Below are 16,926 nucleotides of genomic sequence, written 5' to 3'. Positions count from 1 at the left end.
TGTTGTAAAAATGCTATCACCAGGGGATAAATTTATTGATGGCACAAATTCCGTTGAAAAATTGTACATCCTGATCGCACATTATGTTGAACACCTGCGCCCACAGCAGCAGACATACCAACGCAACAATAATCAGGATTACCCACCGAAACTTTTTCACTCCGCTCTCCGCATCCACATCTTATGCCATCAAATTACCACGCGTTATCTAAACCGGAACTAACTGGAGCGACATTATATACTTTTAGGAATGATACACTTGTTTCAGTGGGCGTTCAGGCTACCCTTAATCTAACCAAAAAAAGAAAAGAGGTAGTAATGCGTTTGATCATTCGCGCGATTGTTTTGATTGCTCTGGTATGGATTGGTTTATTGCTCAGTGGCTATGGGGTTCTGATTGGCAGCAAGGAGAACGCCGCCGGTCTGGGTCTGCAATGTCAATATCTGACCGCTCGCGGCACCAGTACAGCGCAATATGTCCATACTGACAGCGGCATCATTGGTCTGTCAGACTGTCCTGTATTCAGAAAAAGCGCCGTGGTGGTCGATAACGGCTAATCTGGCATCACATCCATTCATCTGCATAAATATCAGGCATAACGTGGTTATGCCTTTTTAATGCGTTTTTTAGCGGGAGAAACCACTCTCCCGCCCCTTTTCAGGGCAATAAAAAAGCCAGCAGGTATCTTCTACCGGCTGGCTTCTGAACGGCTCAGGGCGCACTCACCTCAGAATGGATAGTCGTTGTAACCCATCTGCTCAGAGATTTTACGCGCAGCCGTGTGCAGCATAGCGACATACTCATGCAGACGTTCTTCGGAGAAACGCAGCGTCGGGAACGAAATGCTCAGACCGGCGATCACCACGCCAAAACGGTCGAACACCGGCACGCCAATGCAGCGCAGACCTTCTTCCTGCTCTTCGTTATCTTCGCCGTACCCCTGCTCGCGCACCTGATCCAGCATCGGCAGTAACGCCTCGGTGCTGGTAATCGTGCGCGCGGTGCTACGCTTGTACTCCACGCCATCCAGTATCTGTTTGACTTCATCACGGTCGCGCCATGCCAGCAGCACTTTACCAATTGCGGTGCTGTACAGCGGGTTACGGCGGCCAATGCGGGAATACATGCGCAAATTGTACATGGAGTCGATTTTATGAATGTAGACAATGCTGTCTTCATCCAGCGCACCGAGGTGAATTGTCTCTTTGGTCAGACGGGAAATTTCACGCATCTGAATATCAGCGCTACGGATCAGATCAACGTTTTGCAGCGCACGGGCGCCCAGCTCAAACAATTTCAGGGTCAGCGAATATTTTTCAGATTCACCTTCCTGCGCGACATAACCCAGCGTTTTCATCGTTTGTAAAAAGCGATAAACGGTGCTTTTTGACATCATGACACGTTGCGACAGCTCGGTGATCCCTATTTCGCGCTCTTCACCCAGCGCTTGCAGAATGCCAAAAACCTTCAGCACAGAAGAAACAGAATCAGGTTGTTTATCCAGATCTGCGATAGCCATTTATCACCTCATTGCGAGTGTTTTATAAAAATCAGAACCGGTTTTTATTATAATTTCACGTCATGGCGGTCGCAATCCATCTTTGCTTACTTAGTTACAAATCTGCGACATAACCCCGCGATATCAATGCTAAAATCATTACTCTGATCATAATCCCCCGAAAGACATTGACTCTCTATGGACAAAATCCAGGCCGATGGCCTGCCATTACCCCAGCGTTACGGCGCCATTTTAACCATCATTATTGGTATCTCGATGGCCGTGCTGGATGGCGCAATCGCGAATGTCGCGCTCCCTACCATTGCAACCGATCTCCAGGCGTCCGCCGCCCGATCGATCTGGGTTGTTAACGCCTACCAAATCGCGATCGTGGTTTCTCTCTTATCGCTCTCATTTCTGGGAGACATGTTCGGCTATCGACGCATCTATAAATACGGCCTGGTCATTTTCCTGTTTTCGTCACTGTTCTGCGCGCTGTCGGACTCCCTGGAAATGCTGACGCTTGCGCGCGTCGCGCAGGGGTTTGGCGGCGCCGCGCTGATGAGCGTGAACACGGCGCTGATCCGACTTATCTATCCGCAACGCCACCTTGGGCGCGGAATGGGCATCAACTCCTTCATCGTCGCGGTGTCATCGGCTGCGGGGCCGACCATTGCGGCAGCAATCCTGTCGATAGCGTCATGGAAATGGCTGTTCCTGATTAACGTTCCGTTAGGCATTATCGCATTGCTGTTGGCTATGCGTTTCTTACCCCCAAACAGCGCTCGTAGCGCCAAACCGCGCTTCGACTTGCCCAGCGCAGTGATGAACGCCTTAACCTTCGGCTTGCTGATCACCGCTCTCAGCGGATTCGCACAGGGGCAACCTTTAACGCTGATTGGCGCAGAACTGGCGGTTATGCTTGTCGTCGGTTTCTTCTTCATTCGCCGCCAGCTCTCACTCCCGGTGCCTTTGTTACCGATTGACTTACTGCGTATTCCGCTCTTTTCTCTGTCGATCTGCACCAGTATTTGCTCTTTCTGCGCGCAGATGCTGGCGATGGTTTCCCTTCCCTTCTATCTGCAAACGGTACTGGGGCGTAGCGAAGTCGAGACCGGGTTATTGCTGACGCCCTGGCCGCTGGCGACAATGGTGATGGCGCCGCTGGCGGGCTACTTAATTGAACGGGTTCATGCCGGGCTGCTGGGCGCGTCAGGACTGATAATTATGGCCACAGGACTTTTTGCGCTGATGCTGCTGCCAGCCTCGCCGTCAGATATCAGTATCATCTGGCCGATGATCCTTTGCGGAGCCGGTTTTGGCTTATTCCAGTCGCCCAATAACCACACGATTATCACCTCTGCGCCACGCGATCGCAGCGGAGGGGCCAGCGGGATGCTGGGCACGGCGCGTCTTCTGGGCCAGAGTACCGGCGCGGCGCTGGTTGCGCTCATGTTGAATCAGTTTGCGGACAACGGTACGCATATTTCCCTGATGACGGCGGGCATCCTGGCGACCGTAGCCGCCATTATCAGCGGTTTGCGCATCACTCAACCCCGCTCCGTGGCGTAAAAAAAAAGCGCATCATCTGATGCGCTTTTTTAGAATGCCAGGCATACCGCCTTACTTCAGGTACTCGCCGCTACGCAGCGCTTCAATACGCTTATCCAGCGGCGGGTGAGTCATGAACAACTCGCTCAGTGACTTCGACTTGCCGTTGATGCAGAACGCCATCATGCTGTTGGCTTCCTGCGGCTCATAGCTGGTTTTCAGGCGCTGCAACGCGGCAATCATCTTTTCACGGCCGACAAGCTTCGCAGAACCGGCGTCCGCATGGAATTCACGGTGACGTGAGAACCACATGGTGATAATGCTTGCCAGTATTCCGAACACCAGTTCAAGAACCATCGCCACCGCGAAATAGATCATTGGGTTGCCGTTGCTGCTTTCACCCTCATCACGGTTTCCACCAAGGAAGCCCGCGGCGATCTGCGCGATAATACGCGAGATGAAGATCACAAAGGTGTTCACAACCCCCTGAATCAGCGTCATGGTGACCATATCGCCGTTAGCGATGTGGCTGATCTCATGCGCGATAACGGCTTCGGCTTCATCCGGGCTCATGTTTTGCAGCAAGCCGGTGCTCACCGCAACCAGCGACGCATCACGGCGCGCGCCGGTCGCAAACGCGTTGATATCCGGCGCATGATAGATAGCCACCTGCGGCATAGCGATTCCGGCCTGACGCGCCTGCGTCGCCACCGTGTTCATCAGCCAGCGTTCTCTTTCATTACGCGGTTGCTCAATGACTTCCCCACCCACGGACTTTAACGCCATCCATTTGGACATCAGCAGCGAAATGAAGGAACCACCAAAACCAAACAGCAGCGCCATAATCAGCAAGCCTTGTACGCTGCTTGACTGTATCCCTGTCAGGCTCAGCACCAGCCCGAAAACGACCATCACGGCCAGGTTCGTCAGCAGGAAGAGCGCGATTCGCATCATAATTTTCTTTTAACCTCAACTTAACAAAACGCACTATGCGATACCCACATCGTATGGGTCTTGTGGCTATTTTCAAGCATCTGCGGGCGGTAAGTCACCAGAAAGACACAACTTTACATTTTGTTGCATAAGACTGACGGCTTAATGCGCTTGTTAAAAAAACAGGCACAATTTCTTGTGCCTGCTTGACGCTATTTGCTGGTTGCGGGTTGCTCCGCGGGCTTCTCTTTCTCAAGATGCGCCAGATCCAGCGCTATCCGTACCGTTTCATCCAGATACGGATCCGGCTCTTTATAATCCTTCGGCAGATCGTCCAGTTTCTTCAGAAGCGGCTTGCCTTCACGTTTAAACCGATCGTTGATACGCGCCAGACGCAGGGCATCGTCTTCGTTATTCTCTTTTTCGCGCTGGGCGAAATTGAGAGAAGCGATATTACGCTTATCTTTCATCGCGTTAAAACGGGCAATGTCCTTCAGGATGTACTGGAACTCAGGATCGTTCGCGATGCGCGCGTTATGCTCTTTCAGCAGTTCCGGGCCAAACGGCGTTAAATCATCTGACTTCACGTACGTTGCCGCATCAATGCTGTCCCACGGCAAGGCGTTGTCTTCAAACTTCTCGCCGGTTTCCGTCTCTTCATTCCCCGTCGGCATGACGATATCCGGCGTGACGCCTTTACGCTGCGTGCTGCCGCCGTTAACACGGTAGAATTTCTGAATGGTGTACTGCACGGAGCCCAGCGCAGGCCATTCAGGACGCAGCATCTGATCATAAATACGGTTCAGAGAGCGGTACTGCTGTACGGTGCCTTTACCGAAAGTCGGTTCACCGACAATCAATGCGCGCCCGTAATCCTGCATCGCCGCGGCAAAAATCTCCGACGCGGATGCGCTGAAGCGATCGACCAGTACCACCAGCGGGCCTTTGTAATACACCACGCCATCGGTATCGGCGTCTTCACGCACTTTACCGTTGTTGTCACGAACCTGAACAACCGGGCCAGACGGGATAAACAGACCGGACAGCGAAACCGCTTCGGTCAGCGCGCCGCCGCCGTTGGTGCGCAGATCGATAACAATGCTGCTCACGTTCTGTTTTTCCAGTTTCTGTAGCTGGACTTTGACGTCATCCGTCAGCCCCACATAGAACCCCGGAATATCCAGCACGCCGACTTTCTCTTTACCGACCGTTTTCACCGTCATTTTAACGGCGCGGTCTTCAAGACGAATGCGTTCGCGCGTCAGCGTAATGGTTCGTGTTTTCGTGCCCTTACCGGCAGGCAGAATTTCAAGACGAACTTTGCTGCCTTTCGGCCCTTTGATCAGCGCCACCACGTCATCAAGACGCCAGCCGATCACATCAACCATTCCTTTCCCCGTCTGGCCTACGCCTACAATGCGATCGCCTACGCTTATCGCCTTGCTTTTTGCCGCCGGGCCGCCGGCAACCATCGAGTTGATGACCGTGTAGTCATCGTCCATTTGCAGAACCGCGCCGATACCTTCCAGAGACAGGCTCATTTCAGTATTGAACTGTTCGGTATTTCGCGGAGAAAGGTAGTTGGTATGCGGGTCGATTTCGCGCGCAAATGCGGTCATCGCCAGTGAGAACACGTCTTCACTGTTGGTTTGCGCCAGACGGCGAATCGCAGATTTGTAACGACGCGTCAGCGTTTCGCGAATTTCTTTATCGTTCTTGCCCGTCAGCTTCAGGCTAAGTTCGTCGAATTTCACCTTGCCATCCCACAACGCGTTCAGCTCAGCCTCATTCTTCGGCCAGGGCGCTTTGCTGCGGTCAAGGTTAAACGTGTCGTTACCGGTGAAATCCATCGGGCGTTCCAGCACGCTTAACGCGTACTGATAACGTTCGAAACGGCGTTTTTGCGCCAGGTTATAGAGGTCATAGAAGACATCCAGTTTTCCTGTACGCAGCTCATCGCCGAGGACAGTTTTGCTTTTCGCAAACTGCTCCACATCACTCGCCAGCAGCACATTGTGGCTGTAGTCGAGCAGATTAAGATAGCGATCGAAAATCTTTGCCGAAAACGCCTGATCCAGGTTGAACTGACGATAGTGGGAACGTGTAAAGCGCGAAGTCACGCGCTCACTCACGGTCGCATGCTGCGTTTCTTCCTTCAGAACGGGAATTTGATCGGCGCGCGTAATGTCATCGACGGCGAAGGACTGGCCTGCTATTGCAAGCAAGCCAGCTAACGCGGTAAGCCTAAAAAAAGTGTTCATGCCAGGCCTGGCCTCCGTTTCAGAACACCAGGTGTTCTGCGCGTACAATCAAAGACATACCCGAATTCAGCTGCACACGGACGCCATCTTTGGTGACTTCTAATACGGTGGCATCCATCGCATTGTTGCCTGCTTTCACCTTCAGTGACTGCCCTACCGTCAGCGCTGAAATATCAGACACCGGGGTATGCTGTTCTTCGCGTGGTGCGCGTGGTGCTTTAGCCGCCGGTTTTTCAGCGCGAGGAGTACGCGGAGTCGTCTCTTTACGACGTGGCGCAGGACGCGGTTTACGCTCACGGCGCGGAGCGTCTTCTTTTTCGCCTGCCGCAGCGGCAGCTTCGCGTTTTTTCGCCTGCTGTTCCGCACGTTGCGCCTGGACGCGTGCTTTCGCTTCTTCAAGCTGCTTACGCGCATGTTCAACGTGCTGCTCATCCAGCTCACCGCAAGGGTTGCCGTCGAGATCGACACGCGTTGCGCCCGGCTTAACGCCGTACAGGTAACGCCAGCTTGAAGTATAAAGACGTAAAGCGGAACGAAGTTGTGTCTTGCTGAGGTTCATTTCGCCCTCAACACGCTCTACCAGATCCTGAAAAATGCCAATTTTCAGCGGGCGCGCTTCGCCTTCCGCACTAAAACACTGTGGAAAACGTTCGGCCAGAAACGCGATAACTTCTTTACTGCTATTCAACTTAGGTTGATTTTCCATGAAATTTCCTGATTACAACGGACGTAGCCAACAAGCCGCAGGCATGAACAGGCGTCATTATAATGACGCCATCAGTAATTGCTACGTTATCCGTTGATTATCCTGCAACGGTCGCAAAGAATTTTTTGTAATCCGTCGTTGCAAGCACGGTTTCAAGCCGCGCGACAAGCTCACGCAGGCCTTGCTCATCCTCTTCGGTAAAGCGGCCAAATACCGTGCTATCAATGTCCAGCACGCCGATTATCTGATTGTCTACCGTCAGAGGCAGCACAATTTCAGCATTGCTGGCGCTATCGCAGGCGATGTGTCCATCAAACGCATGAACGTCCTCAATGCGCTGCACCTGGTTCTGCGCGACCGCCGTACCACAGACGCCGCGTCCAACCGGGATCCGCACACAGGCGAGTTTCCCCTGGAACGGCCCCAGCACCAGCGTGTCGTTTTCCAGCAGATAGAACCCCGCCCAGTTGACGCCCGAAAGGCGCTCAAACAGCAGCGCGCTGGTATTTGCCAGGGTAGCGAGAAAACTGGTTTCACCTGCCATTACTGCCTGAAAGTCGCGGTTAAGATCCGCGTATAGCTCTGTTTTGCTCATTATATAGTCACTTAGTTGTCTTACTCTAAAACTACAGCCTATTAAAATAAGCATTAAATGCGTTAATGCTCAAGATCATTCCCGTCATGAGTTAAGATTACATTAATCTAACACTTTGATTCACGATACATGGCCCTGAACACCCCGCGACTCACGCCAACAAAGAGAATAACGGTCTGGTCTATCAGTGAAGCGTTGCCCCGCGCCCATTATCAGCGCTGTCCCCAATGCGACATGCTGTTTAGCCTGCCGAAAATGCAATCGCACCAGAGCGCATATTGCCCGCGTTGCCAGGCCAAAATTCGCGATGGACGCGACTGGTCGCTGACGCGTCTGGCGGCGCTGGCCGTTACGATGCTGCTGCTGATGCCCTTTGCCTGGGGCGAACCGCTATTGCGTATCTGGCTGTTAGGGGTGCGTATCGACGCCAACGTGATGCAGGGCATCTGGCAGATGACCAGGCAAGGCGATCCGCTTACGGCCGCCATGGTGCTCTTTTGCGTGGCGGGCGCGCCGTTAATTCTGGTCACCGCCATCGCTTATCTATGGTTCGGTAATATTCTCGGCATGAATCTGCGTCCGGTATTGCTGATGCTGGAGAGGCTCAAAGAGTGGGTGATGCTCGACATTTATCTGGTCGGCATTGGGGTCGCCTCGATCAAAGTGCAGGATTACGCCTTCCTGCAACCCGGCCTGGGGCTTTACGCCTTTGTGGCGCTGGTGATCCTCAGTATTCTGACGCTGTCGCATCTCAATGTGGAGCAACTCTGGGAGCGCTTTTACCCACAACGCCCCGCCCGACGCCCGGACGAAAAACTTCGCGTCTGTCTCGGATGCCACTTCACCGGTTATCCTGACTCACAGGGACGTTGCCCCCGTTGCCATATCCCGCTGCGCCTGCGCAGAAATCAGAGCATACAGAAATGCTGGGCGGCGCTGCTGGCCTCTGTCGTCCTGCTGCTGCCCGCAAACCTGATGCCGATATCCATTATTTATGTGAATGGCGGGCGTCAGGAGGACACCATTTTATCGGGCATTATGTCGCTGGCGAACAGCAATATCGCCGTGGCGGCCGTGGTCTTTATCGCCAGTATTCTGGTGCCATTTACCAAAGTTATTGTGATGTTTACACTGCTGCTCAGCATCCATTTCAAATGTGAGCAAGGGCTGCGTACGCGCATCCTGCTGCTGCGGATGGTGACCTGGATCGGCCGTTGGTCCATGCTGGATCTCTTTGTTATTTCGTTAACGATGTCGCTGATTAATCGCGATCAGATACTCGCTTTTACTATGGGACCGGCTGCGTTTTATTTCGGCGCAGCGGTAATATTGACTATTCTTGCAGTGGAATGGCTGGATAGCCGCTTACTTTGGGATGCACATGAGTCAGGAAACGCCTGCTTCGCCGACTGAAGCGCAGATAAAAACAAAACGTCGTATTTCCCCTTTCTGGCTGCTGCCGTTTATCGCATTGATGATCGCAGGCTGGCTGATTTGGGGAAGTTATGAAGATCGCGGCAACACCGTGACGATCGACTTTATGTCGGCGGATGGCATTGTTCCGGGGCGGACGCCTGTGCGCTACCAGGGCGTTGAAGTGGGTACGGTGCAGGACATCAGCCTGAGTAAAGACCTGCGCAAGATAGAAGTGCGCGTCAGTATTAAGTCAAACATGAAAGATGCCTTGCGCGAGGAGACCCAGTTCTGGCTGGTGACGCCAAAAGCGTCGCTGGCGGGCGTTTCGGGTCTGGATGCGCTGGTCGGCGGGAACTATATCGGCATGATGCCCGGCAAAGGAGCCGAGAAAGATCACTTTGTCGCGCTTGATACCCAGCCGAAATACCGTCTGGACAACGGCGACCTGATGATCCATCTTCACGCGCCTGACCTCGGCTCTCTTAACAGCGGGTCGCTGGTCTATTTCCGCAAAATTCCGGTGGGTCGGGTATATGACTATGCCATCAATCCCAACAAACAGGGCGTCACCATTGACGTACTGATTGAGCGTCGCTTCACCAGCCTGGTGAAAAAAGGCAGCCGTTTCTGGAATGTCTCCGGCGTCAATGCGGATGTCAGCCTTAGCGGCGCGAAGGTGAAGCTGGAGAGTCTGGCGGCGCTGGTAAATGGCGCAATCGCGTTTGACTCGCCCGACGATTCGCAACCTGCAACCGCAGATGACGCATTTGGCCTCTACGAAGATTTAGCCCATAGCCAGCGCGGCGTCATCGTCAAACTTGAACTTCCCAGCGGCGACGGCCTGAAAGCCGACTCCACGCCGCTGATGTATCAGGGGCTTGAAGTGGGCGAGCTCACCAAATTAACGCTCAACCCCGGCGGGAAAGTCACGGGCGAAATGACGGTTGACCCCAGCGTGGTAACACTCCTGCGTGATAAGACGCGTATTGAGCTGCGCAGTCCAAAGCTGTCGCTGAGCGATGCCAGTATCAGTTCGCTTTTGACCGGCAAAACGTTTGAACTGGTGCCAGGCGAAGGCGAACCGCGCAGTGAATTCGTCGTGGTGCCTGGCGAAGAAGCCCTGCTCCATGAACCAAATGCGCTGACGTTAACCCTGACCGCCCCGGAAAGCTACGGTATCGACGCCGGTCAACCGCTGGTTCTGCATGGCGTGCAGGTGGGCCAGGTCATTGAACGTAAGTTATCCAGTAAAGGCGTTGCGTTCACGGTGGCTATCGATCCGCAACATCGCGCCCTGATTCAGGGTGACAGCAAATTTGTGGTCAACAGTCGCGTGGATATCAAAGTCGGTCTCGACGGCGTGGAGTTTCTCGGCGCCAGCGCCAGCGAGTGGGTGAGCGGCGGCATTCGTATTTTGCCCGGCACAAAAGGCGAAATGAAATCCACCTACCCGCTGTACGCCAATCTGGAAAAGGCCGTGGAAAACAGCCTCAGCGACCTCCCCACGACCACGGTGAGCCTCACTGCTGAAACGCTCCCGGATGTACAAACGGGGTCAGTGGTGCTGTACCGTAAGTTTGAGGTAGGTGAAGTGATCACCGTGCGCCCACGCGCTAACGCCTTTGATATCGATCTGCATATCAAACCGGAATACCGCAACCTGTTAACCAGCAACAGCGTATTCTGGGCGGAAGGCGGGGCGAAGGTACAGCTTAACGGCAGCGGCCTGACCGTGCAGGCCTCTCCCCTGTCGCGTGCGCTGAAAGGCGCTATCAGTTTCGATAACCTGAGCGGCGCAAGCGCCAGCCAGCGTAAAGGCGACAAACGAATACTCTACGCCTCGGAAACCGCCGCCCGCGCGGTGGGTGGGCAAATCACCCTGCACGCCTTTGACGCCGGTAAACTCGCGGCGGGTATGCCGATTCGTTATCTCGGCATCGACATCGGCCAGATCCAGACGCTGGAGCTGATTACCGCGCGCAATGAGGTTCAGGCGAAAGCGGTGCTCTACCCGGAGTATGTCCAGACCTTTGCCCGAAGCGGTACGCGTTTCTCGGTGATCACGCCGCAAATCTCCGCCGCGGGCGTGGAGCATCTCGATACGATTTTGCAGCCCTACATTAACGTGGAGCCCGGACGCGGCAATCCGCGTCGTGATTTCGAATTGCAGGAAGCAACCATTTCCGACTCGCGCTATCTCGATGGTCTGAGCATCGTCGTGGAAGCTCCTGAGGCAGGTTCGCTGAACATCGGCACGCCAGTGCTGTTCAGAGGTATCGAAGTGGGCACGGTAACGGGCATGACGCTGGGTTCGCTGTCTGATCGCGTGATGATTGCCATGCGCATCAGCCAGCGTTATCAGCATCTGGTGCGTAATAACTCCGTCTTCTGGCTGGCCTCCGGCTACAGTCTGGACTTTGGCCTGACCGGCGGCGTAGTGAAAACCGGCACCTTCAATCAATTCATTCGCGGCGGCATCGCGTTTGCAACCCCGCCAGGGACGCCGCTGGCGCCGAAGGCGCAGGCGGGTAAACACTTCCTGCTGCTGGAAAGCGAACCGAAAGAGTGGCGCGAATGGGGCACCGCCCTGCCACGTTAACTCCCCCGCTCCGGCGTGCTCGCGCCGGAGCATTTATGCTACACTGCGCGCCTGTTTTATTGCCGGTGGTACCCAAGTGGCTCAACACGCTGTTTATTTCCCTGATGCCTTTCTGACGCAAATGCGCAAAGCAATGCCTTCGACACTCTCTTTTGACGATTTCCTCGCCGCCTGCCAGCGCCCGTTACGTCGCAGCATTCGCGTGAATACGCTAAAAATTTCTGTGACCGACTTTCTTGCCCTGACGGCGCCCTATGGCTGGTCGCTGACGTCTGTTCCCTGGTGCGAGGAAGGTTTCTGGATCGAACGCGATGATGAAGAATCGTTGCCGCTGGGCAGCACCGCCGAACATCTGAGCGGCCTGTTTTATATTCAGGAAGCCAGCTCAATGTTGCCGGTCGCCGCGCTGTTTGCTGAAGGGAATACGCCGGAACGCATTATGGATGTTGCTGCCGCACCGGGTTCGAAAACCACCCAGATTGCCGCGCGGATGAATAATCAGGGCGCCATTCTGGCGAATGAATTCTCCGCCAGCCGGGTCAAAGTGCTGCACGCCAACATCAGCCGCTGTGGGATCAGTAATGTTGCCCTGACCCATTTTGATGGCCGCGTCTTCGGCGCCGCGCTCCCGGAGACATTCGACGCTATCTTGCTGGACGCGCCCTGTTCAGGTGAAGGCGTGGTGCGCAAAGATCCCGACGCGCTTAAAAACTGGTCTGTCGAAAGCAACCTGGATATTGCCGCCACACAGCGGGAACTAATCGACAGCGCATTTCACGCGCTGCGCCCTGGCGGTACGCTGGTCTACTCCACCTGCACGCTAAATCGCGAGGAGAATGAGTCCGTCTGCTTGTGGCTGAAAGAGACCTACCCGGAAGCGGTTGAATTTTTGCCTTTAGGCGATCTGTTCCCGGGGGCGGAGCGCGCGCTGACGGCAGAGGGCTTCTTACACGTTTTCCCGCAGATTTACGACTGCGAAGGTTTCTTTGTCGCCCGTTTGCGTAAAACCGCAGCCATTCCCCCGCTTCCCGCGCCTGGCTATAAGGTCGGCAAGTTTCCGTTCGCGCCGATGAAGGGGCGTGAAGCGACGCAAATCACTCAGGCGGCTAACGCTTGTGGACTTCAGTGGGGAGAAAACCTGCACCTCTGGCAGCGAGATAAAGAGGTGTGGTTATTCCCGGCAGAGATTGAAGCGCTGATCGGAAAAGTCCGCTTTTCCCGCCTGGGCATAAAACTGGCGGAAAGCCATAATAAAGGTTATCGCTGGCAGCATGAAGCGGTGATCGCCCTCGCCGATCCACATCATGCCAACGCATTCGAGCTGTCTCATCAGGAGGCGGAAGAGTGGTATCGGGGGCGGGATGTCTACCCGCAAACTGCGCCGTCTGCCGATGATGTGCTGGTCACGTTCCAGCATCAGCCCATTGGTCTGGCGAAACGGATTGGTTCCCGGTTGAAGAACAGTTACCCACGCGAACTGGTTCGCGATGGCAAACTCTTTACCGGCAACGACTGAAAGCGGTCAAAAATAGCGCACTTTTTTACTGGCGCTTTTGCTGAAGTTGGCTACGCTGAAATTTGGGCGATCAAACTGGTCGTACCACAATCAGCGAACTAACGGAGAGCACGATGATGAAAACCAGTGTGCGCATTGGCGCTTTTGAAATCGACGATGCCGAGTTACATGGCGAATCGCCGGGGGACCGAACGTTAAGCATTCCCTGTAAATCCGACCCAGATTTATGTATGCAACTGGATGCCTGGGATGATGAAACCAGCATTCCCGCCATTTTAAACGGAGAGCACTCTGTTCTATTCCGCACCCGTTACGATCGTAAGTCCGATGCCTGGGTCATGCGTCTTGCCTGACTCAAAAAGAACCCGTCGCCAGACGGGTTATTTATTTCGCCCTTTCCCCCTTGCGACAACCTCTCCTACACTATCGATACGGCAGGACAATTTGAGGATGGAATGTTCGCACTGGTACTTTTTGTTTGCTACCTGGACGGCGGCTGTGAGGACATTGTGGTGGATATCTACAATACTGAGCAGCAGTGCCTGTATTCGATGGACGACCAGCGGATTCGTCACGGCGGCTGTTTTCCGGTCGAAGACTTTATTGACGGCTTCTGGCTACCCGCTCGCCAGTACAGTGATTTTTAATTACTGAAGTTGAACCAACGTTAGTTCCCCGCCAAATACCGCGCCGGTATCAATATAGTGCAAATTATCGATATCAACGCGATGACGCAGCGGCGTATGACCAAACCAGAAGTGATCGGCCCCGGCAATGCCGTTTCCATGACCCGCATGCCGCTCGCTCAACCGGGAACGACGCCATAGCACCTGGTGTAAATCCACCTCTTTTTGCCAGGCATAGACCTGATGCGGATAATCAGCATGCGCCACAACATGCATGCCGTTCTGGCAGTGCAATTCCAGAATCCAGGGTAAACGCTGACAGTCGTCGAGCGCTTTTCTTGCCAGGCGCTGCTGGTTTGCCGACAATGCGGCATACCAGTCGCCGCCGTTCATAAACCATAACGACAACTGCGAAGCGGCCAGCGCGTCTAACGCCATCTGCTCGTGATTCCCTCTGACGGCGACCACCCACCGTTTGTGCAGAAGTTCCAGACACCGCAAGCTGTCAGGCCCACGGTCGATCACATCCCCCACCGACACCAGCAGATCCTGCCACGGATCAAACCGACACTGTCGTAGTTTCTCCATCAACTGCGAAAAACAGCCGTGGAGGTCGCCGACAATCCAGACATGCCGCCACTGACTCCCCTCAATTTTCTGATAGACGTTTTCCGGCTGTTTCATTGGTTCACCATCAGTAAAAATGAACCTGACATACTTAACCATAGCAGGAAATCTTCAGTCGCAGGCCGCCTCTCCAGAGACCATTAATCATTTTTATAGCAATAATTTAACCTGCAATAATTCTTGTTGATTTCAATAAAATCATATAAATGCCAATTTATGTAAAAGTGTAATGATAATTATTTTTATTATCATTTTCATGCATTATCTTATTGACTTTGCTTTTTTTAACAAAGGAAGTTCGATAATGCGTATTAAACCTCTCGCTTCACTTGTCTTATCTTGTCTGGGCGCCACAAGTTTTAATGTTTTTGCAGAAGATGTCATGGTCGTCACCGCATCGGGATACGAGAAAAAGATCACCAATGCGGCAGCCAGTGTTTCTGTTATTTCACAACAAGAATTACAGACCAATAAATATAATGATCTTGGCGATGCTCTCAGGGCCGTTGAGGGAGTGGACGTTGAAAGCAGTACCGGAAAAACAGGGGGGCTTGAAATAAGTATTCGTGGGATGCCTGCCAGTTATACCCTTATTCTTATTGACGGTATTCGTCAGAATGGAACATCGGATGTAACACCGAATGGCTTTTCTGCAATGAATACCAGTTTTATGCCTCCACTTTCAGCCATTGAACGTATAGAGGTTATACGCGGGCCCATGTCTACACTTTATGGGTCAGACGCCATTGGCGGCGTGGTGAATATTATTACCAAAAAAAGCACCGATAAGTGGAGCACGGCCATTAATACGGGAGTGAACCTACAGGAAAGTAATAAATGGGGAAACAGCACAACCGCAAATTTCTGGTCAAGCGGTCCCCTGGTGCCTGGCTCGCTGGATATGCAGGTTCGTGGAAGCACAACCCAGCGACAAGGCTCCAGCATTACATCACTGAGCGACACCGCAGAAACACGCGTTCCTTATCCCACTGAGTCGCAAAACTACAACATCGGCGCGAGATTTGACTGGAAAGCCAGCGCAAACAATACGCTATGGATGGATCTCGACACATCCCGACAGCGTTATGATAACAGCGACGGTCAGCTTGGTAGCCTCACGGGCGGATATGATAAAACGCTCCGCTATGAGCGCAATAAAGTGACGTTAGGACATGACACCGCCTTAACGTTTGGTACATGGAAATCGTCTCTTAACTGGAATGAGACAGAAAATAAAGGACGGCAGCTGGTTTCCTCCGCTCTGACGCCCGATCAAGCCTGGAGAGCGGGTGACGATCGTGAACTGAAAAATACCAATGTTATTCTCAACTCGGTGCTTCTCACGCCGCTGGGAGAATCACATTTACTGACGGTGGGTGGCGAATACTGGGACGCACGAATGAAAGATGGCGTCGTTCTGGCAAGTTCAGGTGAAAAGTTCCATCAAAAAAGCTGGGCGACTTACCTTGAAGATGAGTGGCATATCCTGGATTCTCTGGCGTTTACCGTAGGGAGTCGCTATGAACATAACGACGTATTCGGCGGTCATTTCAGTCCTCGTGGCTATCTGGTCTGGGATATGACAGATGAATGGACGCTCAAAGGGGGAATCACAACCGGTTATAAAGCGCCTTCTCTTAGCCAGTTACATAACGGCATCAGCGGCGTTTCTGGTCAGGGAACAATCAATACCGTCGGTAATCCAGATTTAAAACCTGAAGAAAGCACCAGTTATGAAACCGGACTTTATTACGATAATAGCAATGGGTTCAATGCCAATATAACCGGATTCTACACTGAATATCGCAATAAAATTGTTTCTTATTCGATTGATGACAATACCAGTAGCTATACCAATAGCGGAAAAGCGCGTACCGATGGTGTCGAATTTGCAACATCGTTCCCGCTCTGGTTGGATAATTTGAGTCTGTCGCTCAACTATACCTATACTCAGAGCAAACAGAAAGATGGAGATAATAAAGGCGCACCACTCAGCTATACACCAAAACATATGGCAAATGCCCGCGTTAACTGGCAGGCGACAGATGATTTAAATGCCTGGCTAAGCGCCCGCTATCGCGGTAAAGCGCCCCGCTTTACTCAGACCTATGACAATCTCAGTGCGGTACAGCAGAAAGTGTATGATGACAAAGGCGCAAATCTAAAAGCATGGACAGTGCTGGATATGGGGTTATCTTATAAACTGACTAAAGATTTAACCCTGAATACCGCCGTCAATAACGTACTGGATAAAGACTTTAGTGACGTCAAATTATATCAATCTGGCCGTTCCAGCACTTATGCCGGTGATTATTTCCAGACAGCGCAGTCAACGACCGGATACGTTATTCCAGGTCGCAACTACTGGATGTCTTTAAACTATCAGTTCTAATAATACAGCAAGCGTCCATACACTCCGTATGCGGCGCTTGCTTATCTTTTTGTGAGTATAAACAGCCAAAAAACACACGAATATTAATTAATAAATATCTACCCTCACAATATGAATTACCCAATAAAATCAATCTGATTATCGTTATCGCACATCTTGAAAAGATTCAAGACATTAAAAAATAGAGAATAGTCACTGAACAACC

Annotated in this window: 15 protein-coding genes; 8 read left to right on the top strand and 7 right to left on the bottom strand. The window is 52.8% G+C overall.

Annotation, left to right across the window (positions count from 1 at the left end; genetic code table 11):
* Positions 1-16: 16 nt before the first annotated feature.
* Positions 17-160: a PhoP/PhoQ regulatory lipoprotein MgrB gene (gene mgrB, locus OGW17_RS07330; RefSeq protein ID WP_024130265.1), complete on the bottom strand. Its 144-nt coding sequence runs from the start codon at positions 158-160 to the stop codon at positions 17-19.
* 158 nt (positions 161-318) lie between these two features.
* Here mgrB and OGW17_RS07325 point away from each other — a divergent pair, with 158 nt between their 5' ends.
* A complete protein-coding gene (locus tag OGW17_RS07325) occupies positions 319-558 on the top strand; it encodes a YobH family protein (protein ID WP_024130264.1) in 240 nt (79 codons plus the stop codon).
* 170 nt (positions 559-728) lie between these two features.
* On the opposite strand, the gene kdgR is transcribed toward OGW17_RS07325, so the two are convergent.
* Positions 729-1,520 carry a DNA-binding transcriptional regulator KdgR gene (gene kdgR / locus OGW17_RS07320; protein ID WP_012132042.1) on the bottom strand — a complete coding sequence of 264 codons (792 nt, stop codon included), beginning with the start codon at positions 1,518-1,520 and terminating at the stop codon, positions 729-731.
* Between the two features lie 177 nt (positions 1,521-1,697).
* On the opposite strand from kdgR, the gene OGW17_RS07315 reads away from it, so the two are divergent.
* Entirely contained in the window at positions 1,698-3,071 is a 1,374-nt protein-coding gene (locus OGW17_RS07315; protein ID WP_047463223.1) for an MFS transporter, read from the top strand.
* Between the two features lie 51 nt (positions 3,072-3,122).
* Here OGW17_RS07315 and htpX read toward each other — a convergent pair whose 3' ends face one another.
* From htpX to msrC, 4 genes are all read right to left on the bottom strand, one after another.
* On the bottom strand, positions 3,123-4,004 hold the full coding sequence (gene htpX, locus OGW17_RS07310; protein ID WP_012132039.1) for a protease HtpX: 882 nt from the start codon (positions 4,002-4,004) through the stop codon (positions 3,123-3,125).
* Between the two features lie 191 nt (positions 4,005-4,195).
* Positions 4,196-6,244, bottom strand: a complete 2,049-nt coding sequence (gene prc, locus OGW17_RS07305) for a carboxy terminal-processing peptidase (protein ID WP_012132038.1) — start codon at positions 6,242-6,244, stop codon at positions 4,196-4,198.
* Between the two features lie 19 nt (positions 6,245-6,263).
* Entirely contained in the window at positions 6,264-6,950 is a 687-nt protein-coding gene (gene proQ / locus OGW17_RS07300) for an RNA chaperone ProQ (RefSeq protein WP_012132037.1), read from the bottom strand.
* A 97-nt stretch (positions 6,951-7,047) separates the two neighbouring features.
* A complete protein-coding gene (msrC, locus tag OGW17_RS07295) occupies positions 7,048-7,545 on the bottom strand; it encodes a free L-methionine (R)-S-oxide reductase MsrC (RefSeq protein ID WP_012132036.1) in 498 nt (165 codons plus the stop codon).
* Positions 7,546-7,674: 129 nt separating this feature from the next.
* Here msrC and yebS point away from each other — a divergent pair, with 129 nt between their 5' ends.
* The 5 genes from yebS (at position 7,675) to OGW17_RS07270 (ending at position 13,723) form a co-directional block, all read left to right on the top strand.
* A complete protein-coding gene (yebS, locus tag OGW17_RS07290; protein WP_071258576.1) occupies positions 7,675-8,958 on the top strand; it encodes a membrane integrity lipid transport subunit YebS in 1,284 nt (427 codons plus the stop codon).
* Positions 8,927-11,560 (top strand): PqiB family protein, encoded by a 2,634-nt coding sequence (locus OGW17_RS07285; RefSeq protein ID WP_071258578.1) that lies wholly within the window; start codon positions 8,927-8,929, stop codon positions 11,558-11,560. Before yebS ends, OGW17_RS07285 begins: the two co-directional genes overlap by 32 nt.
* Positions 11,561-11,636: 76 nt before the next feature.
* On the top strand, positions 11,637-13,076 hold the full coding sequence (gene rsmF, locus OGW17_RS07280; protein ID WP_071258580.1) for a 16S rRNA (cytosine(1407)-C(5))-methyltransferase RsmF: 1,440 nt from the start codon (positions 11,637-11,639) through the stop codon (positions 13,074-13,076).
* A gap of 116 nt (positions 13,077-13,192) precedes the next feature.
* Positions 13,193-13,429, top strand: a complete 237-nt coding sequence (locus OGW17_RS07275; protein WP_024130262.1) for a YebV family protein — start codon at positions 13,193-13,195, stop codon at positions 13,427-13,429.
* 102 nt (positions 13,430-13,531) lie between these two features.
* Complete coding sequence (locus OGW17_RS07270) at positions 13,532-13,723, top strand: YdfD/YebW family protein (protein WP_012132031.1); 192 nt, start codon at positions 13,532-13,534, stop codon at positions 13,721-13,723.
* Here OGW17_RS07270 and pphA read toward each other — a convergent pair whose 3' ends face one another.
* The gene (pphA, locus tag OGW17_RS07265; protein WP_071258581.1) at positions 13,724-14,386 is read right to left on the bottom strand and encodes a protein-serine/threonine phosphatase; all 663 of its coding nucleotides are present in this window, start codon (positions 14,384-14,386) and stop codon (positions 13,724-13,726) included.
* A gap of 247 nt (positions 14,387-14,633) precedes the next feature.
* Here pphA and OGW17_RS07260 point away from each other — a divergent pair, with 247 nt between their 5' ends.
* Positions 14,634-16,721, top strand: coding sequence for a TonB-dependent receptor (locus OGW17_RS07260; RefSeq protein ID WP_071259049.1), 2,088 nt, complete (start codon positions 14,634-14,636; stop codon positions 16,719-16,721).
* Positions 16,722-16,926 lie beyond the last annotated feature (205 nt).

The sequence above is a fragment of the Citrobacter sp. CK181 genome, from assembly GCF_030333595.1.
GTDB classification, from domain to species: Bacteria; Pseudomonadota; Gammaproteobacteria; order Enterobacterales; family Enterobacteriaceae; genus Citrobacter_B; species Citrobacter_B koseri.
The sequence above is the reverse complement of the archived record's forward strand: the minus strand, read 5'-3'. Positions and strand labels throughout refer to the sequence as shown.